Annotated in this window: 19 protein-coding genes; 16 read left to right on the top strand and 3 right to left on the bottom strand. The window is 59.4% G+C overall.

The features are described from left to right. Positions 1-52 precede the first annotated feature (52 nt). Entirely contained in the window at positions 53-1,435 is a 1,383-nt protein-coding gene (gene dcuC, locus DWZ54_RS09280) for a C4-dicarboxylate transporter DcuC (RefSeq protein WP_118475767.1), read from the bottom strand. Positions 1,436-1,701: 266 nt separating this feature from the next. Here dcuC and DWZ54_RS09275 point away from each other — a divergent pair, with 266 nt between their 5' ends. From DWZ54_RS09275 to DWZ54_RS09255, 5 genes are all read left to right on the top strand, one after another. Beyond that, positions 1,702-3,066, top strand: coding sequence for a metallophosphoesterase (locus tag DWZ54_RS09275; protein ID WP_233541672.1), 1,365 nt, complete (start codon positions 1,702-1,704; stop codon positions 3,064-3,066). A gap of 188 nt (positions 3,067-3,254) precedes the next feature. Then, positions 3,255-4,004 (top strand): hypothetical protein, encoded by a 750-nt coding sequence (locus DWZ54_RS09270; protein ID WP_118475765.1) that lies wholly within the window; start codon positions 3,255-3,257, stop codon positions 4,002-4,004. After that, positions 4,001-5,002 (top strand): nucleoid-associated protein, encoded by a 1,002-nt coding sequence (locus DWZ54_RS09265; protein ID WP_118475764.1) that lies wholly within the window; start codon positions 4,001-4,003, stop codon positions 5,000-5,002. Before DWZ54_RS09270 ends, DWZ54_RS09265 begins: the two co-directional genes overlap by 4 nt. A 67-nt stretch (positions 5,003-5,069) precedes the next feature. After that, positions 5,070-6,878 carry a GTPase HflX gene (gene hflX / locus DWZ54_RS09260; RefSeq protein WP_118475762.1) on the top strand — a complete coding sequence of 603 codons (1,809 nt, stop codon included), beginning with the start codon at positions 5,070-5,072 and terminating at the stop codon, positions 6,876-6,878. A 58-nt stretch (positions 6,879-6,936) separates the two neighbouring features. After that, the gene (locus DWZ54_RS09255; protein ID WP_118475760.1) at positions 6,937-8,190 is read left to right on the top strand and encodes a methionine gamma-lyase family protein; all 1,254 of its coding nucleotides are present in this window, start codon (positions 6,937-6,939) and stop codon (positions 8,188-8,190) included. Positions 8,191-8,428: 238 nt separating this feature from the next. Here the strand turns inward: DWZ54_RS09255 and lexA are convergent, their stop codons facing one another. After that, on the bottom strand, positions 8,429-9,040 hold the full coding sequence (lexA, locus tag DWZ54_RS09250) for a transcriptional repressor LexA (RefSeq protein WP_118475758.1): 612 nt from the start codon (positions 9,038-9,040) through the stop codon (positions 8,429-8,431). A 282-nt stretch (positions 9,041-9,322) separates the two neighbouring features. Here lexA and DWZ54_RS09245 point away from each other — a divergent pair, with 282 nt between their 5' ends. The 11 genes from DWZ54_RS09245 (at position 9,323) to DWZ54_RS09195 (ending at position 20,112) form a co-directional block, all read left to right on the top strand. Further along, a complete protein-coding gene (locus tag DWZ54_RS09245) occupies positions 9,323-10,180 on the top strand; it encodes a D-alanyl-D-alanine carboxypeptidase family protein (protein ID WP_118475756.1) in 858 nt (285 codons plus the stop codon). A gap of 152 nt (positions 10,181-10,332) precedes the next feature. After that, positions 10,333-11,178, top strand: a complete 846-nt coding sequence (locus DWZ54_RS09240; RefSeq protein WP_118015407.1) for an aminotransferase class IV — start codon at positions 10,333-10,335, stop codon at positions 11,176-11,178. 49 nt (positions 11,179-11,227) lie between these two features. Further along, positions 11,228-11,785 carry an HD domain-containing protein gene (locus DWZ54_RS09235; RefSeq protein ID WP_370245767.1) on the top strand — a complete coding sequence of 186 codons (558 nt, stop codon included), beginning with the start codon at positions 11,228-11,230 and terminating at the stop codon, positions 11,783-11,785. Between the two features lies 1 nt (position 11,786). Continuing rightward, a complete protein-coding gene (locus DWZ54_RS09230) occupies positions 11,787-12,419 on the top strand; it encodes an MBL fold metallo-hydrolase (protein ID WP_118475754.1) in 633 nt (210 codons plus the stop codon). Positions 12,420-12,447: 28 nt separating this feature from the next. Further along, positions 12,448-13,284, top strand: a complete 837-nt coding sequence (gene nudC, locus DWZ54_RS09225) for an NAD(+) diphosphatase (protein ID WP_118475752.1) — start codon at positions 12,448-12,450, stop codon at positions 13,282-13,284. A 22-nt stretch (positions 13,285-13,306) separates the two neighbouring features. Continuing rightward, positions 13,307-14,239: a hypothetical protein gene (locus DWZ54_RS09220; protein WP_118475750.1), complete on the top strand. Its 933-nt coding sequence runs from the start codon at positions 13,307-13,309 to the stop codon at positions 14,237-14,239. 67 nt (positions 14,240-14,306) lie between these two features. Continuing rightward, positions 14,307-15,302, top strand: coding sequence for a polysaccharide deacetylase family protein (locus tag DWZ54_RS09215; RefSeq protein ID WP_233541671.1), 996 nt, complete (start codon positions 14,307-14,309; stop codon positions 15,300-15,302). A gap of 152 nt (positions 15,303-15,454) precedes the next feature. Then, on the top strand, positions 15,455-16,552 hold the full coding sequence (glf, locus tag DWZ54_RS09210; protein WP_118475748.1) for a UDP-galactopyranose mutase: 1,098 nt from the start codon (positions 15,455-15,457) through the stop codon (positions 16,550-16,552). Between the two features lie 81 nt (positions 16,553-16,633). Beyond that, positions 16,634-18,439, top strand: a complete 1,806-nt coding sequence (locus DWZ54_RS09205; RefSeq protein WP_118475747.1) for a B12-binding domain-containing radical SAM protein — start codon at positions 16,634-16,636, stop codon at positions 18,437-18,439. An 89-nt stretch (positions 18,440-18,528) separates the two neighbouring features. Further along, on the top strand, positions 18,529-19,293 hold the full coding sequence (locus DWZ54_RS09200; protein ID WP_118475797.1) for an HAD-IIB family hydrolase: 765 nt from the start codon (positions 18,529-18,531) through the stop codon (positions 19,291-19,293). Between the two features lie 123 nt (positions 19,294-19,416). Continuing rightward, complete coding sequence (locus DWZ54_RS09195) at positions 19,417-20,112, top strand: DUF542 domain-containing protein (RefSeq protein ID WP_118475745.1); 696 nt, start codon at positions 19,417-19,419, stop codon at positions 20,110-20,112. A gap of 85 nt (positions 20,113-20,197) precedes the next feature. Here DWZ54_RS09195 and DWZ54_RS09190 read toward each other — a convergent pair whose 3' ends face one another. Further along, a complete protein-coding gene (locus DWZ54_RS09190; protein WP_118475743.1) occupies positions 20,198-20,803 on the bottom strand; it encodes a DUF1847 domain-containing protein in 606 nt (201 codons plus the stop codon). Between the last annotated feature and the right edge of the window lie 8 nt (positions 20,804-20,811).

The raw sequence follows: 20,811 nt of genomic DNA, 5'->3' as shown, positions 1-20,811 counted from the left end.
AAAGACCTGCCGGTTGGCAGGTCTTTTGTCTTGGCTGCGAAAGCGCGAAGTCTCAGAAGAACAGGATGAGCGTCACGGCGATGTTGACGACCGTGGCAGCCAGGATTGGGATGAACGTGCGCTTGGCAAGGTCCATCGGCGAGAGGCTGGCGGCGCCGGCGACGACGATGACGACAGCAGCGATTGGCGAGAGCGAACGCGCAAGGTTCGAGACGAAGTTCATCGGCAGGATCAGGAGGACTGGCGAGATGCCCGAGAGGGCGGCGACTTTCGGTGCCAGCGGTACGAAGGCGAAGAACGTCGCGTTGCCGGAACCCGTGATGAGCGTGGCGGCGATGATGATGGAAACGAAGACGAACATCATGCCGATGCCGCCGAAGCCGGCATCCTGAGCTCCCTTGATGAGCGTATCGATGGCGCCGAGAGAGATGAGGCCTTTCGAGAATGTCTCAGCAGCGACGATCAGCGTGACGACCGTGGCCATCTGCAGGCCCATGCCGTTCCAGAAGGAGCCGATGTCGATGCAGGTTTTCTTGCCATCGCGATGGCGGATGAATTCGATGAGCATCGTCAGGAAGATCGAGACGAGCGTGGCGAGGCTGATATCCATCTTGATGCCGAGGTCAACGAGGCCGAAGAACAGGACGAAAATCAGCGGCAGCGTCGGCAGCAGTGCGTAGAAGGCCGGGACCTTCGGGGATTCCTGAGCGGCGAGCTGGTCGTCCGTCATCTTGGCGGATACGTCCTTGCCGGCCATCTCATCTGGATCCTTGGCATCAAACCAGCGCTGTACGAAGAAATGGGCGATGGCCAGCGTCAGGACCGTGGCGATGCCGACCGGCACCTGATACTGTACGAAGTAAGGAACGATTTCCATGCCGCAGAGTTCCGCGGCGAAGATGCTGTCGGCACCAGCCGGACCCCAGCCCGGAGCCGACGCCGTGGCGATGACGGCGCAGGCCGCGATACGGCTGACACCGAGGCGCACGAGCACCGGATACATGGTGACCATGAGCAAGAGGCCGAAGCCCGAAGCCGAGCTGATGAACATCGCGAGGACGTTGCTGAGGATGGATGTCAGCGCGAGCACGATGTAGGGGTGACCGAGCTTCTGCAGCGGCTTGATGGCGATGCGTACGAGGGCCGTACTCGCGCCGATCTTATCCATGTACTTGGAGAAGCCGCCAATCAGCATGATGATCATGCCGAGCTTGGCAGCGCGGCTGCTGAAAGCCATGCTGATGGACTGGATGATGTCGAGCCACGGCGAACCCGTGCTGCTCTTGGCCGGCAGGATCTCACCGAGCCCGAAGACGAGCGTCAGTACCATCATGACGATGCCGGCCGTGAAGAGGATTGGCTGGGCCGGGTACTTTTTGAGTACGTACCTTGCGACCCAGACGACGACCACGATTGCGATCAGTAAACCTAACATATGAGGACCTCCTTAAAGTAAGATTAAGTTTTTCTGCTTTGATTAATTCTGTGTATGAAATCATAAATCCTGTTTACATCGTTACAAAATCAGATAAATATTTTTGATACGATATGCGCAATTTGAGGATGCTTGCACACACCGAAAAGGGGAATTTCATACGTTTTGCGTATCATGAGCGATAACGAAGAAGCCTTTCTATTTTTCATCTTCTTTTGTTACAATAGATGCATGATAAAGAAACAGACGTGTGAGGAATATGTATCATGAAGAAAATGAAGGACAAAGACGATAAAAAAATATATAACGAGAATGAAAAAAAGAATGAATCGGAAGGAGGCCTCGTGCGCATGAACCGCCGCCGCTTCCTGCAGGGGACGGCAGCCGCCGGCGTGCTGCTGGCCGGCGGTGCGTTCCTGACGAGGCAGAGCTGGTGGCATTCGGTGATGCACAAGGCGCAGGCCGTATCGGGCGGGCTCGATGTCAGCGCGCTGCGCCAGATGATGACGAAGGACCCGGCGACGAGCCGCCGCATCATGTGGGAGTCGGCCGAGGTGCTCGCCTCGCCTGCCGTTGAGTACCGGCAGAAGGGGGCCGCCGCAGGCGAAAAGCAGGCAGCCGTGGATGAATCGTTCACCGATGACGAGGTCACGCGCCATCAGTACGCGGCGGTCATCGAGGGACTGACGCCCGGCACCTCCTACGAATACCGCGTGGTAAGCGGTGACCGCGCCGGCAGCTGGCAGCCCCTGCAGACGCCGAAAGAAGATGGCTCGTTTCTCGCGCTGATCTTCCCGGACTCTCAGTCCAACGGCTACAGCGACTGGCACCACCTCGTCAGCGGCGCGGCCGAGCGCAACAAGTCGGCCGATTTCTTCATCAATATGGGCGACCTCGTCGACAATGGCGAGGACCATACGCAGTGGGAAGCCTGGTTCGACGCCGTGCAGGAACTCAGCGAGCGCGTGCCGTTTGCACCGCTCATGGGCAACCACGAGACGTACGACCTCAAGTGGCAGGTGCGCCTGCCCGAGGCCTATCTCCATTATTTCGATGTGCCGGCAAACGGCAGTGCACAGTTTGAGAAATACTACTACTCGTTCGATTACGGTCTCGCGCATTTCATGGTCATCAACACGCAGTGGGACGAGACGGAAGAATTCCAGCCGGGGCTCCTCGATGAGCAGCTCGAGTGGCTGCGCCGCGATGCCGCCGCGTCGCAGAAGCCGTGGAAGATCGCGCTGCTGCACAAGGATGTGCTGCAGTACCGCATCAAGAACCGTCCCGAGCGTCAGGAGGGCATCAGCGATGTCGGCGAGGCCTTCATGCCGCTTTTCGACGAGCTCGGCATTGACGCCGTTTTCACGGCTCACCTGCACACGTATCGCGACCGCGGACGTCTCTATCACATGCGGCCGGCGGACAAGGGGCCGCTCTACATCCTGACGGGCGTGGCGGGCAACGTGCGCTACCCGGATCTCTGGGTCGATCACGCCTTCGACAAGGTTGTCGCGCCGCAGCCGGAAACGGACAATTATCTGACGCTGGCCGTGACGCCTGCGGAACTCACCGTCTGCTGCTTCCTGCCAGACGGCACGGAGATCGACCACGCTTCCATCCGGAAAGCGTGAATTCCTTCCTAACTAATAAACTGGATAACAGGACGTCCGGCCGCAAGCATGCCTTGCCGTGCGGGACGTCTTTTGTCTTTTCATTATGGTACGTTTTGGTTGAAAGTGGCTCAGTCTTAGTGCTATAATATTCTTCTATGGACCATATGGACCGCTGTGGATGAAGGGAAAGAGGACGGTGAAATGCCATGAAGGATGAGACGAGGGATCGTGTCGAAGCGGACATCAAGGACTGGGCCTATCTTAGGGAACTGCCGGATACCTGGCATGGCTTCACGCTGCAGCGGCTTGCGCTCGTCGCGGGCGACTGCTACGACATCTATCGCTATGAGAACGAGGAACTGCACAAGAGCGTGACGGCGTATTTCCACGAGGAAACGCACGAGTACAAACTGCGCGTCAAGATCGGCCTCATCGAATTCTGCCGCATCGAATTCATCACGGCGAAATTCGACGTATTCGAAGCACTGTTGCGTGCGCAGTTTGAGACGGTGCTGGCAGGCCTCGCGCAGTTCGACCCCGCGAGCATCGGCAGCATCGTCCGCGACAAGAAGATCATGACCTGGGAGGCCGCGAAGGAACTGCCGGAGACGCTTGAGGGCTTCACGCTCTACATCCGTCCGGCGGAGCCCGTCAAGATCAACAACGGCTCCTATATCGTCATCGATTACGTCGATTTCGCGCTCGAGAGCAGCGTCACGGTCTATTACAACATCTACCGCGACGAGTTCTTCAGCGAGGCGCGCATCTGGAACATCCCCGACGTCAACTACGACTTCGATTCGGGGACGTTGTCGGAGCTCGAGGAACGTCTGCAGACGTATCTCGTGCCGCGTCTGCAGGAAGTGCGCACGCGCGCGGAAGAAGAAGCCGCCGCGCGCAGGAAGAAGGCAGAAGCGAAGCAGCAGAATGAAGAAGCGGAGGAACAGCCATCGTGATTGTGATTGAAAAAGCCATTTTGCACATCCTCGATTTCAATTCGGGCCTGACGGTGTATTCCGATGTCGAGCTCGAGCCGGCGGACAGCATCCAGACCTTCCTGCTCAAGCACCTCGAGAGATCGTGGGGCAGCCAGGACGCAAAGCCCGGTACCTTCTATGAGGACAGTGCGTTCAAGAAGCAGCTCGCTGCATACGTCGGCGGGGAGCTTTCATTCGTCGATTTCTCCAAACAGATCGGCAAGACACTCGAGGATGCCTACGTCCATGCGGAGGAGATGGTGTCGGCCGATGTCATCGTGGCCGATGTGCGCATCGACGAGGTGCGCCAGCTCGTCGTCTTCAAGAGCAACAGCCATATCGGCTACACGCATCAGGTGACGCAGACAGAGGGCGGCATCCGCAATGAGATCATCAACCATTATTCCATCATGCCAAATCTGACGCAGAAGATCGACGAATTCGCCTTCATCCAGCCCGAGACGGGGGCTCTCCTCGTGCAGGCCAAGAAGTACACGATCGACGGCAATGCCATCTTCGTGCTGCCCGAGATGCTGCTCGAATGCACGCTGACGCCCTCGCCGAAGGAAGCGATGAAGAATCTCAGCAAGACGGCGGCCAAGGTGGCCGAGGCCTACGGGCAGGATGCCGTCGCCGTCGAGGCTGCCGTCAAGAATTACGTGACGGAGAACATGCAGGCAAGCGACGAGCTCGATCTCGCGGCCGCAGGCGGGGAAATCTTCCCCGAGAATCCGGCCATGCAGAAGGATTTTGACGATGCCATCCGCGACGCCGGCTTCACGGAGCCCGTCAAGATGGATCAGGAGGCGACGCTCAAGAAGGTCAGCCGCCACAAGCTGCGGACGGATACGGGCATCGATCTCTCAATCCCGACGGATTACTTCGACAACACGGAGTTCGTGGAGTTCCACAACAATGAGGACGGCACGCTCTCCATTACGCTCAAGCATATCTCGAATATCGTCAACCGCAATTAACTGTAATGAACCGCAATGAACGGCAAGAAAGCAAATGTTGTCATTCCGCAACGGATGGAGGTGTACGATGACAATCATCCATGGCAATACCGGCAATCTCAAGGCGTTTGTCCGTGAGAAACTGCAGCATCTTTATGAGCTGACGGTGCCGATGGGGCAGATTTCCACGCATGAGCTCAACGAGGCGATGCTCGAGATCACGGATATCCTCGGGCGCGAAGTCGCCGTCTACCTCACGCGCCAGGGCCGCGTCGAGAAGGTGTCCGTCGGCGATACGAACACGGTCGATCTGCCGTCCTTTGACGTGCGCTCGGAGCGCCGGCTGGCAGGTGTCCGCTGCATCCACACGCATCCGAGCGGCGATACGCGCCTGAGTGATCCCGACCTTTCCTCGCTGCGGCGGCTGCGCTTCGACTGCATGGCCGCCATTGGCCGCTGCCGCGGCGAGATCGTCGCGTCGCTGGGCTTCTTCTCGGGTGAACAGGATGAAGCCGGGACGGAGGCCATCACGCAGGCCGGGCCCATGAAGGAGCAGCTGCTGCACCGCGTCAATCTGACGTATCTCATCACGACGATCAACAAGAAACTCAGCGCCGCGCGCACGAAGGTGACGGCGGATGAAGAGGAGCGTGCGATCCTCGCCGGCGTCGAGCGGCCCGGCAATGTCTTTGACAGCGAGACGTCGATGGCGGAGCTGCGGCGCCTTGCCGACACAGCCGGTGCCGTCGTCGTGGGCTCGTTCGTCCAGCGCAAGGAGCGGCCCGATGCGGCCTTCTTCCTCGGCAAGGGCAAGGTGACGGAAATCGCCATGGAGGTGCAGAACCTCGATGCAACGCTCCTCATCCTCGATGATGAGCTGACGCCGTCGCAGCAGCATAATCTCGAGCAGGTCCTCGGCATCAAGGTCATCGACCGCACGGCCCTGATCCTCGACATCTTCGCGCAGCGCGCCCGCACGAAGGAAGGCAAGCTGCAGGTCGAGCTCGCGCAGCTCAAGTACAATCTGCCGCGCCTCGGCGGCCAGGGCCTCGTGCTCTCGCGCCAGGGCGGCGGCATCGGCACGCGCGGTCCCGGCGAGACGAAGCTCGAGGTGGACCGCCGCCGCATCTACGGCCGCATCCACGACCTCGAGCATCAGATCGAGGCCATTAAGAAGAACCGTGACCTGCACCGCCGGCGCCGCAAGGCCGCGCGCATCCCGCTCGTGGCCCTCGTCGGCTACACGAATGCCGGCAAATCGACGCTCCTCAACAAGCTGACCGGTGCGAACGCGTTTGCCGAGGACAAGCTCTTCGCGACGCTCGACCCGACGACGCGCCATCTCGTGCTGCCCGAGAAGCAGGAGATCCTGCTGACGGATACGGTCGGCTTCATCCAGAAGCTGCCGCACACGCTCGTCAAGGCCTTCCGCGCAACGCTCGAGGAGGTGCAGGAAGCTGATTTGCTGCTGCATGTCGTCGACTGCAGCAACGAGCATTACGAAGAGCAGATCGAGGCCGTCGTCACCGTGCTCAAGGAGCTCGAGGCGGAAGGCAAGCCCACGCTCTACGTCTTCAACAAGGTGGACGCGCTGCCTCCGGACGCCCCGCAGCGCCGCGCGATGCTCCATGACCGCGATGGCGTCTGTGTCTCGGCGCAGACCGGCGAGAACCTCGCGCAGCTGCTCGCGAAGATCGAGAGCTTCTTCGCCGAGCGTCTGGCCCGCATGACGCTGCTCATCCCGTATGCGGCGGGCGAGGTCATCACGGAGCTCCATGAGCTCAAGGCCGTGGAGCAGACGGAGTACACGGGCGAGGGGACACGGCTTACGGTCAAGGTCCCCGTGTCCATGAAGGACCGCTACCAGCCGTACCTGGTGCCGGCGCCGTCCGCATGAAGCATGCAGGCGCGCAGCAAATCAAAATAAATAAATAAACAGATTCGAGGGAATTTCATTGACATTTTCAAAACAGATCCTGGACCTCAAGCAGGAGGTCCTGCAGGAAGCCAAGCCGCTCTTCGCGCATATCGAGGACGTGGCGGAACAGAACACGCTGAAGGTCCTGGCCGCCATGCGCGAATGCCGCGTCTCCGACGCCCATTTCAACACGACGACGGGCTATGCCTATGACGATATCGGCCGTGGCAAGCTCGAGGAACTCTATGCCAAGGTCTTTGGCGCCGAGCGCGCGCTCGTGCGCTCGCAGTTCGTCTCAGGCACGCATGCGCTGGCCACGGTGCTCCTGGGCATTCTGCGCCCCGGCGATGAGCTCGTCTCGCTGACGGGCAAGCCGTACGACACGATGCAGACGGTTATCGGCTACGACAATCCGAGCCCGGGCTCGCTCAAGGAATTCGGCGTGCTCTACAACGAACTGCCGATGATCGACGGCAGGGTCGACATGGCGGGCATCAGGAACGTCATCACGCCGAAGACGAAGATGGTCGAGATCCAGCGTTCGCGCGGCTACAGCATGCGCAATCCGCTCTCCATTGCGGATATCGAGGCCATCACGGCCGAAGTGCACCGCATCAAGCCGGACTGCATCTGCTTCGTCGACAACTGCTACGGTGAGTTCGTCGACTGCCAGGAACCGACGCAGGTGGGCGCCGACATCATGGCGGGCTCCCTCATAAAGAATCCGGGCGGCGGCATTGCGCCGACGGGCGGCTACATCGTTGGCCGCAGCGACCTCGTGGAGCTCGCCTCCTACCGTCTGACGGCTCCGGGCATGGGCGACGAACTCGGTGCGAGCCTCGCGAACAACCGCCTGCTGTTCCAGGGCTTCTTCCTCGCGCCGCACGTCGTCTCGCAGGCCATCAAGGGCGCGCTCTTCGCGGCCGGCATGTTCGCCAAGCTCGGCTACAAGACGCTGCCGCTGCCGACCGATGTGCGCGGCGATATCATCCAGGCCATCGAGCTCGGCTCGGCCGAAAAGCTCATCGCATTCTGCGGCGGCATCCAGAAATATTCGCCGGTCGATTCGTTTGCGGCGCCGGAGCCTTGGGATATGCCGGGCTACGCTGACAAGATCATCATGGCAGCCGGCACCTTCGTGCAGGGTGCATCCATCGAGTTCAGCGCCGACGGGCCGCTGCGCGCGCCGTACAACGTCTACCTGCAGGGCGGCCTGACCTTTGAGCACGCCGTCATCGGCATCCTCGGCGCCGCTCAGGCCGTGCTCGACTGCGACGCCAGCCGCAAATAAATCCATGGGTCTTGCCTGTTGCCCATGTCATGCACATAAAACGTGCACATAAAAAGGAGAGAAGCGCGCAAAGGTGCTTCTCTCCTTTTTATTCTTCGGTCGTGACGGGTTGCCAGAGGGATAGGGCAGGGTCTGCTGATGGTACAAGGGAATCAATAAAAACGAGTCAACTTCCGGCTGGGCTGCGAGATGCGGCAGAACCCTTCTGGTTCCTTGTGCCTGGGTATGAGTGCTTGCTTCAGAATCTGCGGTAAAGACCGATGACACGGCCCAGGATTGTGATGCGTTTCCCCTTCGTCATGGCAGGTTCTTCCCCCGCGGCCTCCAGATGGATGCCTTCCTCATCCTGCACGAGACAACGCACCGTCGCCTGTTTGTTCACGATGGCCGCCACGAGGTCGCCGTCGTCGGCAAACTCCTGTTTCTTGATGATGACGAGATCGCCTTGGGCGATGCCCGCATCCTTCATGCTGCCATCCAGCATGCGCATCATGAATGGCTTATCCTGCGTCCCGAGCAGATTCTGCGGGAACGAAAAGATTTCCTGCACATTCTGCTCCGAGAGGATGGACTTGTCCGCCGCCTCCGAATTGATGAGCGGCACCGGGATGTTCTTGCCCCACGGCCGTTCATCGAGGATGTCGATGGCTCTCGGTTTCGTCGGGTCACGCTTGATGAGCCCATTGGCCTCAAGGCGTGCCAGATATCCATGCACCGTCGAGCTGGACTTCAGTCCCACAGCCTTGCCGATTTCCCGCACGGACGGCGGGTATCCCTTTTCGAGCAAGAATGCTTTGATGAATTGGAAAATCTCTTTTTGACGCTCACTTGAGGTCCTGGTTTTTCGCATATGACAGCCTCCTTTTCTGCAATTTTTTTATATGGTAGTATTGATTGAATTACCCATGTTTTTTATTATATCATAAAGAGAAGCCGGTTGAAATGCGTTTCAACTGTATAAATATCCGAAAGTTATTAGTATATTGTCCATATGAGTGGTATTTTTCGGTGAAGAAAATGGCATTTTTATGGGCTGGTCTTGGATTTGAAGGCCGTTCGCATCTATGCTATCATAGTAGAGGCAACGGAATGAACAGGATTTCATCCGGACGTTTTTGACAGGAGGAAAAACGTGAGATATTTAACAAAACGGCTGGCTGCCGCCGTGCTGAGTGCAGCCATACTCGTCATCTGGTCGGCCTGCGCACTGGCTGCAGCGCCTGACATCACGGCCGATGCGGCCATCGTCGTCAATGAGCAGACAGGCGAGGTGCTCTACGAGAAGAACGCTGATAAACGCGAGTACCCGGCCAGCATGACGAAGATGATGACCTGCATCCTCGCGCTCGAGCGCACGAGTCCCGACCAGATCGTCACGGTCAGCGACAATGCCGCCGATGTGGAATGCACGAGACTTTATCCGGGCTATGAACTGCGCATGGCCGACATGCTGCAGCAGATGATGATGATTTCCGACAACGGCGCGGCCACGGCCGTCGGTGAGGCTGTGGCCGGCGACATCGACTCCTTTGCCGCGCTCATGAATGAGAAGGCGGCTGCGCTCGGCGCCACGGACACGCATTTCGTGAACGCCAATGGCATGCCGGACAGCAATCACTATTCGACGGCGCGCGACATGGCTAAAATCGCGAGCTACGGCATGAAGATGCCGGCCTTCCGCAGGATTGTCGGCACTGAGGCGAAGAACATCTACTACATCCGCCCGGCCGGCCACACGGCTTACTGCGAGAACACCAACGAGCTGCTCGATACGTACCCCGGCTGCACGGGCGTCAAGACGGGCTGGACGCGCGCCGCACGCGGCTGCCTGACGGCGGCGGCAAAGCGCGGCGATACGGAGCTTCTCGTCGTCGTCATGCATTCCGACAGCGACGACACGCGCTTCAGCGAGGCGGCTGCCCTGCTCGACTACGGCTTCTCCGAGCTCCAGCAGAAACAGCAGGCACCGGCAGCATCAAAGGCCGCCTGAGCCCCGGCAGGATGGGCCTATCATGCACGCATGATGAGAAAGAATCGCGCCGCAGGCAGGAAAATTGCCTTGCGGCGCGTATTTATATTATGTTGAGTAAGTTTTGCATCAGGAGGGGTTCCCGCTGATGCAGAGATTGAGGAGGGAGTCTCTTGAAAACCTTAGGCTATTACAATGGCAAGATCGGGGAACTCGACGCGATGTCGATCCCGATGAATGACCGTTCACACTGGTTTGGCGACGGCGTCTACGATGCCGCGCCGAGCCGCAATTACCATGTCTTTGCCCTCGATGAGCACATCGACCGCTTCTTCAACAGCGCGGCGCTCCTGGATATCGTGATGCCCGTGACGAAAGAGGAACTCCGCCAGCTCCTCGACAAGCTCGTGCACAAGCTTGATACGGGCGATCTCTTCGTCTACTTCCAGGTGACGCGCGGCACGGGCCTGCGCAACCATGCGTTCACACCAGGTCCCGGCAATCTCTGGGTCATGCTGTTCCCGAGCAGCTGGAACGAAGGTGAGAAGCCCATCGACGTGATCACAGAGGAGGACAAGCGCTTCTATTTCTGCAACATCAAGACGCTGAACCTCATCCCGTCGGTGCTCGCCGCCGAGCATGCGAAACGGCAGGGCTGTGAGGAGACGATTTTCTACCGCCATGATGGCCGCGTTACCGAGTGTGCGCACAGCAACTGCCATATTCTCAAGGACGGCAAGCTCATCACGGCGCCGGCCGACGAGCTGATCCTGCCGGGCATCGCGCGCGCGCATCTCATTCGCAAATGCAAGGAACTCGGCATCGGCGTCAGCGAGACACCGTATTATAAAGAAGCGCTCTTTACGGCCGACGAGGTCCTCGTGACGAGCTCGAGCAATTTCTGCCTGCGCGTCGCGCATATCGACGGCCAGGCTGTCGGCGGCCGCGCCCCGGAGCTCTATGAGCGTCTGCGCCAGTCGCTCGTAGCGGAATTCTTGCACGCAACCAGTGACAATTGACCGCCCCGGGGAGGGGACGCCAGGAAGCCAGGAAAGGAAGTGGCCATAGATGATGGAATACGAATCAAATAAAATCGATAACGAGAAGCCGCAGGGGGCAGCCGTCGAGGATGTTCTTGCGGCGATGATTGCCTTTGACCATGGCGATGCCAGGAGAATCCAGCATTTCCTGAAAGTATACGCCTATGCCTCGCTGCTTGGCAAACGGGAAGGGCTGCCTGATAATACGCAGCGCCTGCTTGAGATTGCCGCCATCCTGCACGATATCGGCATCCATGCCGCTGAGGAAAAGTACGGCAGCTCGGCTGGCATCTATCAGGAAAAGGAAGGGCCGGCTCCAGCGCGCGAGCTCCTGCAAAAACTCGGCTTTGTGCCTGCGTTCATCGACCGCGTCTGCTTCCTCATCGGCCATCATCACACGTATCAGGGCGTCGATGGCCCGGATTACCAGATCCTGCTCGAAGCCGACTTCCTCGTCAATGCCTACGAGGACCAGCTTTCCGAAAAGGGTATCCGCGCCTTCCGCGAGAAGGTCTTCCGCACGAAAAGCGGCAGACAGCTGCTTGATGTCATCTACGGCCTGACGCCGGAAGAAGGGGAGGCGTGACATGATTTTACAGGCAACGGTCATGAAGTACATTCCGACGAATGCCTACTTCTACATCGATAACGAAACGAAGCACGGCTTTCTCATCGACCCGGGCGCTCAGGCGGGCAAGCTGCTCGAGATGATCCGTGAAAAGGGCTTCATCATCGAGCGCATTCTTTTGACGCACGGCCATTTTGACCATATCGGCGCCGTCGAGGAAATCCGAAAGGCCTTGAATATCCCCGTCTGCATGCAGGCAAACGGCCGCGCCTATGCGGAAAATCCCGTCTGGAACCTCTCGGCGCAGACGGAAGCACCCATTACCCTCTCGGATGTGACGTATCTTGCCGATTACAGCACTGTCTCGCTCGCCGCAACTTCTGCCTGCGACCTCACGATCATCCCCGTGCCGGGCCATACGACCGACGGCGCCATGTACTACACGGCAAAGGACGGCGTCGCGTTTGTCGGCGACTCCATCTTTGAGGGCAGCTATGGCCGCACGGACATGTACGGCGGCGACGAAGCGACGCTGCTCCAAAATATCCGCGACAAGATCCTCACGCTGCCGGATGAGACAATCCTGCTCTCGGGCCACTCGGGCCCGACCACCGTGCGGGAGGAAAAAACGCGCCCGTTCTATCAGGCATGACAACGGAATTGACGAAAGGAACTTCTTCATGATCCAGGATATTGCACCGAAAAAACTCGATAACCAGTACAAGCCGGACGCGGTCCCGAAAGACGACAGCGTCATGTTCTGTTTCCGCGGCAAGGACGTGCTCGTACGCCAGGACGAGGGCAAGCTCTTCCCGACGTTTGCGCAGCTCGGCCACCCGCACGACTGCGTCTACCTCTTCACCATCGGCAAGAAGAGCTTCTTCCTGCTGCTTGGCCACGAAGAGCCGCCCATCCCGGCAGGCTTTGCCTTTGAGCCCGTGCGCTCGATCCGCAGCAGCAAGGAAGCCAAGCTGCCGAGCTTCTACGCCTTCTACACGGCCCTGCATCTCTCGGGCTGGTACCGTGCCAACCGCTTCTGCGGGGCCTGCGGCCAGCCGACCGAGCTCGACACGAAGGAACGCGCCCTGCGCTGCCCGCACTGCGGGAACATCATCTACCCGCGCATCAATCCGGCTGTCATCGTCGGCGTGCTGCATGACGGCAAGATTCTCGTGACGAAATACGCGCGCAGCTACGACGTGCCGTTTTTCGCGCTGATCGCCGGCTTCACCGAGATCGGTGAGACGCTTGAGGAGACGGTCGAGCGCGAGGTCATGGAGGAAACGGGCCTGCACGTCAAGAACATCCGCTACTATAAATCGCAGCCCTGGGGCAGTGCGGCCGACATCCTCGCCGGCTTCTACTGCGACCTCGACGGTTCGCCCGAGATCCACATGGACAAGCAGGAACTCAGCCGCGCCCTCTGGGCCGGCCCCGAGGAAGTCATCCTGCAGCCGGACGACTGGAGCCTGACGAATGAGATGATGCAGCGCTTCAAGGAGGGCAAGCCCTGCTGAGCACGGAAGGGGAATCGCAATCATGACCGTAGTCAAGACGTACAAGCTGGAGCCGGAAACCATCCAGAACCTCCAGAAAATCTGCGAGGAGCTTGAGCTGACCTGGGACGGGACGTTCACGACGCTGGCGAACCTCTATGCGCAGCAGAAGGCCATCGGCACGCTGCCCGAACGCGGTGCGGAGATCAAGGAATTCCAGGGACTCCTCAATCAGCTGTCGGCATCGTTCACGCATGCGCTGCAGCTCAACGCGAATACCGAGGAGCGCGTGCGCCAGGAGTATGCGCGCCGCCTCGCCGCGCAGGAAGCCGCACTCGAGCAGGCGCAGGAAAAGGCAAAGGAAGCCGGCGAGCAGGCCAGGCAGGCCGAAGAGAGCCGGCAGGAAGCCGTATCTGCCCAGGAGAAGCTTCAAAAAGCGAATGATGCAATTCAGGCAAAACTGACGGCGCTGCAGACTGCTTTGCAGCAGGAACGGCAGGAGCACGAAGCCGTCCTCGCCGATAAGGAACAGCTGCAGGCGCTCCTCTCCGCGCGGGTCGAGAGCTTGCAGCAGGAACTTACGGCCAGCCGGCAGCACGCCAAAGAAGAGGAAGCCGCGCGGGTGCAGCTGCAGGAGCTCGCAAGCTCCCTGCAGCAGGAAAAGGCTGCACACCGTGAGACGAAACAGCAGCTGCAGCGCGCAGAAGAAGACCGGCAGGCCATGGAGAAGCGCCTCGCAGCGCAGTCAGCCCAGCAGGAACAGGAGCTGGCTCTCCTGAGCGCCCGGGCCGAGAATGAGAAACAGTCGGCGCTTTTGCAGGCCCGCGAAGAACTCGTGCAGAAGCTCGACGCGATGCATCAGCAGTACGCAGCCGAGCTCGCCCGCGTCTACGGGGCGATGCACCTGCCTGCCGCACAGGTTCCCGATAATCAGACGGCAGGCAGCAAAGAGGCGGGGGCCAAGGCCGAGCCGTGAAGCTGCGGCCGTGCAGCCGGCACACGACAGGAATCGACAGGAAAAGACAGAAAAAGGAAGGAAAAGCATGAAGCATTTGGACAGGACAGAAGAAGCATCATTCCCGGAAGAGAGCGCGCGAAACGAACGGGCCGGACAGGGCGGCAAAAAACTGCCGCTGAGGCAGACGGCCGGCGGGCTGCGTGCCCTGCTCGGTGGACTGGCTCTTATGGGCCTCCTGCTGTTTGGCGGCTGCGCGTCAAACGGCGGAGACCAGGCGGCTTCCTCCAGTTCTTCCAGTTCTTCTGGGGCGGCAGAAGAGGAGACGGCTTTCTCCTGTGCGCTGGCCAGTGACAATTTCTCCAACCTGCAGCAATCGGATCCCCGCACGCCCGTCTACGACAACAAGACGCTCGCCATGCGGCGTCAGCAGGGCCTGACGACCACGCTGCCCGAGCTCAAGCCGTACCGTGAGGGACGCGTGGCCTACCTGACCTTTGACGATGGTCCGGACGACAAGAACACGCCGGCCATCCTCGACATCCTCAAGGAAAACGGCGTGACCGCAACCTTCTATGTGACGGGCCAGCATGCCGAGCTTCACCCTGACGTGCTCAAGCGCATCTTCGCCGAGCACCATGCCATCGGTAATCACAGCTACGACCACAAATACGAGAAGCTTTACCCCTCGGTGCAGGGCTTCCTCGCCGAGATGGAAAAGACCGACGACATCATCTACGGCATCCTCGGCGTGCGCCCGCTCATCCTGCGCGCACCGGGCGGCGTCATCGGCAATTTCACATCCGCTTATGCCCCCGCACTCAAGGCCAACGGCTACGTCGAGCACGACTGGAATATCAGCTCAGCCGACGCCGCCCCGAATCACCCGGTCGCTCAGGATTTCATCGACAACATCGATAACCAGACGAACGGCGCAGCCGTACAGCACACGGCCATCATCCTCATGCACTCCTCCGAAGGCCATGAGGAAACCGTCAAGGCCCTGCCGGAAATCATCCGCATCCTCAAAGCCAAGGGCTACACCTTCGGCGTCATCACCCCGATGACCCCGCAGCCCTGGTGACAAAGTCCCGGAACGGGAATTCGCACCGCGGCGATGAGGGCTGTGGACATGCAGAGAAAGCAGGCGGCCAATTTTCCGGAGAAGTATGGTATAATGAAAAAATAATGTTCGGAGTTTGGCAAGAATGTGTTTTGTGTCGAGGAGGCAGGACGATGTACGATTATCTGGTGGTTGGCAGCGGTCTTTTTGGGGCGGTTTTTGCACATGAGGCGAAGCAGGCGGGAAAGTCGGTGCTGGTGCTGGAGCGCCGGGCGCATGCGGGCGGCAATGTGTATTGTGAGCAGAAGGATGGCATCAACATCCATAAATACGGTGCGCATATTTTCCACACGAGCTATGAGGATGTCTGGCAGTATGTGAATCAGTTTGTGACATTCAATAATTTCATCAATTCGCCGGTCGCGAATTATCAGGGACATCTCTACAATCTGCCGTTCAATATGAATACCTTCCGCGAACTCTGGGACATCGTGACGCCGGCGCAGGCCAAGGCAATCATTGCGGAGCAGCGCAAGGTCGTTACGGGAGAGCCGCGGAATCTGGAGGAGCAGGCGATTTCGCTCGTCGGCACGGACATTTATACGAAGCTCATCAAGGGGTACACGGAAAAGCAGTGGGGACGGAGCTGCACGGAACTGCCGGCGTTCATCATCAAACGGCTGCCGGTCCGCTATACATTTGACAACAATTATTTCAATGACCGGTATCAGGGCATCCCGGTCGGCGGCTACAACAAGCTCATTGAGGCGCTGCTTGAAGGGATCGAGGTGCGCACGGGCGTGGATTATCTCAGAGAGCGTGCGGCTTACCGGGATGCTGCGAAGACGGTGGTGTATACGGGCTCGATTGACGAGTATTTTGATTACAAGCTCGGGCAGCTCGAGTATCGCGGCCTGCGTTTTGAGACGGAGCGCCTTGAGGAAGAGAACCATCAGGGCGTGGCCGTGGTCAATTATACGGAGCGCGAGGTGCCATATACGCGCATCATTGAACACAAGCATTTTGAATTCGGCACGCAGCCGGTCACGTATGTCACGCGCGAGTATCCGGCAGACTGGAAACGCGGCGAGGAAGCGTACTATCCGGTCAATAATGCGCGCAACCAGGAGCTTTATGCGCAGTATGCCGCTCTTGCGCAGGCGGAGAACCATGTTGTTTTCGGCGGTCGTCTGGCGGAGTACAAGTATTACGATATGGACGATGTCATCAAGAGTGCGCTGGAGTGCGCAAACGTACACATCCATAGCTGATGCAGCCGTGTGTGCGAGGCATTTGATTCAAAGAAGTGGCCCGGGGATGCCCGGGCTTTTTTGTGAGGAAGGAGCGGAACATTGCAGGGACGACAGGAATTTGAGAAACGGGAACAGGGCCGATCGCAGCAGAACATCCTCTGGCTGGCGGTCAATGCGAAGTATTCGCATACGTCGCTGGCGGTGCGGTATTTGCGGGCCTGCGTGCCGGGGTCCGAGGTGATGGAGCTCACGATCAACCATCTGCTGCTCGACGCGCTCGGGGAAATCTATGAGCGGCAGCCGCGCGTGCTGGGAATCTCATGCTACATCTGGAACATCGAGATGGTGAAGAAGCTCCTGCGGCTCCTGCCGGCGGCGCTGCCGGATACGGTCCTGATCTGCGGCGGGCCGGAGGTTTCGTATGAGACGGCATCGTTTTTGCGCGAGTTCCCGATGGTGGATTTCGTCGTGCGCGGCGAGGGCGAGGAGGCTGTGCCGGCGCTCATCGACAGGCTGCGGGCCGTGGATTTTGCCAAAGCGCGGGTGCGGGAGGTCAGCCTCATGGGACCGCTGCCAGGCGTGGCGATGCGGCGCGCAGACGGCTCAATCGACGAGAGCCGGGCCGTGACGGTCGCGGATTTTGCGCAGGTGCCGTTTGCCTACGAGGAGCAGGAACTCGCGGACCTCAGGGAACGCATCCTCTACTATGAGACATCGCGCGGCTGCCCGTTTGCGTGCGCGTACTGCCTGTCGTGTGCGACGGCAGGCGTGCGCTTCCTGCCGCTTGCGCGCGTGTTCCGCGAGCTCGAGGTATTCGTGCGCCATGACGTGCGTCAGGTGAAGTTCGTCGACCGCACGTTCAACGCGAAAAAGTCGCATTTCCTGCCCATCCTGCAGTACATCCTCGCGCTGCCTGCCTCGGTGCGGACGAATTTCCATTTCGAGGTGGCCATCGATTACCTCGACGAGGAGGTGCTGCAGACACTCGCGCAGATGCCGCGTGGTCGCGTGCAGCTCGAGATCGGCATCCAGTCGACGAATGAGGCGACGCTTGCGGCAGTTTCGCGCGTCAACCACTGGCAGGAGATCGCCGCACACATCCGGCGCATCCTTTCGTTCCACAATATGCATTTGCACGTCGACCTCATCATCGGGCTGCCGGGCGAGGGGATGGCGTCGTTTCACCGGTCGTTCAATGACGTTTATGCGCTCGGCGCCGACATGCTGCAGCTGGGCTTCCTCAAATTTCTCAAGGGGGCCGCGATGATCGAGCTCGTCAAGCCCTACCGCTACCGGTATATGCCGATGGCACCGTACGAGGTCCTGGCATCCGACGCTTTGACGTACGGCGAGATTCGCTGGTTCCACAGCTTCGAACAGGTTTTTGAGTACTACTACAACGCGGGGCGCTGCCGCCATACGGCCGCGTATTTCGTGCAGACAGGCGAGCACGGCGACGCCTTCGCGTTCTGGCAGAAATTCACGGACTGGTGGGAGGCACGCGGCTTCCACCGCGTCGGCCATGCGACGAAGAATCTTTACGCGTATCTGCGCGATTTCTGTGAGGAGGCATACGGCGCGGAGGCGGAGCTTATGGACAGCCTCCTGCGCTTCGACGCGCTGCTCGCCGATGGCGGGCGCATCCGGCCGGCGTACCTGCACTGGGATATGGAGAAGCATCAGGCTGTGACGGCGCCGTTCTGGCGCAGTGAGCGGCCGCAGGCGTATGTGCCGGGGTTCGTGTTCCGGAACTGGCGCGACCTGCGCGGCAAGTACCATATCGAGTTTTTTCCATACGATATGTGCGCCCTGCTGAAGGGCGAAGGTGAGCTGCCAAGGCGTCAGACGGCACTGCTCTTTGACTTCACGGGGCTCGACGTGACCTGCCGGGAGGTCGTGCTCTGAGATAGAGATTGTGCTATACTATAAGGAATCGCTAGGAAAAGAAAGGTGGTGTGCGGGGGCGTCGCGCATTGGCGCTGCCCGCGGAACAGATGAAATTAGCAGCAACGGATTTTGACGGGACGTTTTGCCCGCACGGGGAGCCGATTCCCGCGGAAAATATAGAGGCCGTGCAGCGCTGGCAGAAAGCCGGCCATAAATTCGGCATCTGTACGGGACGCGGGATCGGGCTCATCCGTCATGCGCTCGCGCCGTACCCGGAGCTCAGGCCCGATTACCTCGTCTGCAACAACGGCGGCGTGATCGTCGACGGCGCTGGCAGGATCCTGCAGAGCTTCGTCGTGCCCGCGGACGTGCGTGACGGCATGCTCGCCATGCCCGTGCTCCGCGAGACGCATCATCCGCTGCGCATCCTGACGGAGCGCGGCATGTTCACGCTCGACACGGGCGCCGATATCCCGTTCGGCCTGCCCATTGAGATGCCGCTGATCTCGTTTGACGAAGCGCAGAAACTCCCCGATGCCGTGCAGATCAGCCTGCGCTGTGATTCGGTCGAGGAAGCTCTGGCGACGACGCACGAGGTCGAAAAAGCCTTTCCCGGCATCGTCGGCAACATCAACCGCAATTACATCGATTTCAACCGCCGCGAGGCCAACAAGCGCGACGGCGTGCGCCATCTGCTGCAGGTGACGGGCTGGCAGCCGGAACAGGTCCTCTTCATTGGCGACGACCGCAACGATCTGCCGGCCGTCGAATATTTCAAGGGCTGCACCGTCGCAACGGCCGCTGATTTCATGAAGGAGGCCGCAAGCGCCGTCTATCCGACGGTCGGCGATATGCTCCTCGCCAATCTGTAAGTTCTCTGTAGCAAATGTTACAGAACCCATCGCTTCCATCCGATATACTGAAGATGCTTAAAGAACAACAGCAAAACAACAAGAAGCATCAATACTGGTACTATCTGTAAAGGAAGCGATACTATGATCACGAAAGATATGACACTTGCCGACGTCGTCAAGGCTCATCCGAACACGATCGGGTTCCTCAACGGCCTGCATCTCGATTACTGCTGCGGCGGGCACGAAGCCATTTCCATCGCGGTCCGCGAGAAAGGGCTCGACGTGGACAAATTCCTTGCGGAGCTCAATGAAGTGGCGGCGCGCAAGACGCAGCAGCGCGACGTACACGAGGACATCGAATCCTTCAAGGAACTCAAGGTTACGGACATGCTCGACGACCTCGAAGCCACGCACCACGTCACGGACCGCAAACTCATGGCCGAGACGGAAGCATATCTCAACAAGATCCTCATCGTCCATTACCCGCATCACGGTGAAATGCTCACGCGCCTCCATCATCTCTACGCCGGCCTCAAAGCCGAGCTCGAAGAGCATTTTGCCAAGGAAGAGCAGCTCGTCTTCCCGCTGATGCGTCAGCATCCGCACCCCGACGCCAAGACGCTCGCACTCGTCGAGGAGCTGGAGCAGGAGCACAGCGGCGCCGGCGACATCATCAAGGAAATCCAGGAACTCACGGACAACTTCACGCCGCCTGCAGATGCCTGCCCGACGTTCCGTCATACGTACGCCACTATGGAACAGCTCTTTGATGATGTCTTCATCCACATCTTCAAGGAAAACTCCATCGCCTTCCCCGAGTACGCCGAACAGGCATAAGAAGGCCGGACAAGCATAGAAAAACGCCCGCCCCGTGTTTCAAAGACACAGGGGCGGGCGTTTTGACGTATTTGGCTGAGATCAGTCAAACTTCTCCTTCGTCCATGATGCCGAGCTTGCGCTTCCAATAGCGCGAATAGATGGCACCGAGCGGGTTGTGGGCGAGCAGGCGGTCCTTGACGACGAGCGTCGTGACGGGGCCGGGGCAGGCGGCGTTGAAGAGCGCGTCATGGCCGACGCAGAGCCCGCACGAGATGAAGAGCTCCGTGCCGGCTTCGGCGAGGAAACGCGCCTGGAACTTCGGGTTGCACATGGCCTCGTGTTCAAGTTCCGGCTTGACCTGCTTGAGGCCGAGTTCCTTCTTGGCAAAGCTGCAGTTCTTGCAGCAGACGCTGTAAAAGGCAAAGCCCTGCTTTTCATAGAACCGGGCGATGTAGCGGGCCTCGGCGTTCAATCCGATGCAGAACGCCATGCCGAGTTTGTGGTAGCCCATCGCCTTGGCGAACTCCGCTGTTTCCTCGAGCCGTGTGATGTTGCTGTAAAACGTGCCTTCGACGTAAGCCGCCGCCTTCATGATCCGGCGCTCTTCCTCCGAATACGCCGCGAGGATGGTATCTTTATCGACGCCCGTGCAGTTGACGCCCCTGGTGTAGCAGGCATGCGTCGGGCAATTGGCACAATCCGCTTTCATGACCGCCA

The sequence above is a fragment of the Mitsuokella sp. AF33-22 genome (genome assembly GCF_003475755.1).
GTDB lineage: Bacteria > Bacillota > Negativicutes > Selenomonadales > Selenomonadaceae > Mitsuokella.
The sequence above is the reverse complement of the archived record's forward strand: the minus strand, read 5'-3'. Positions and strand labels throughout refer to the sequence as shown.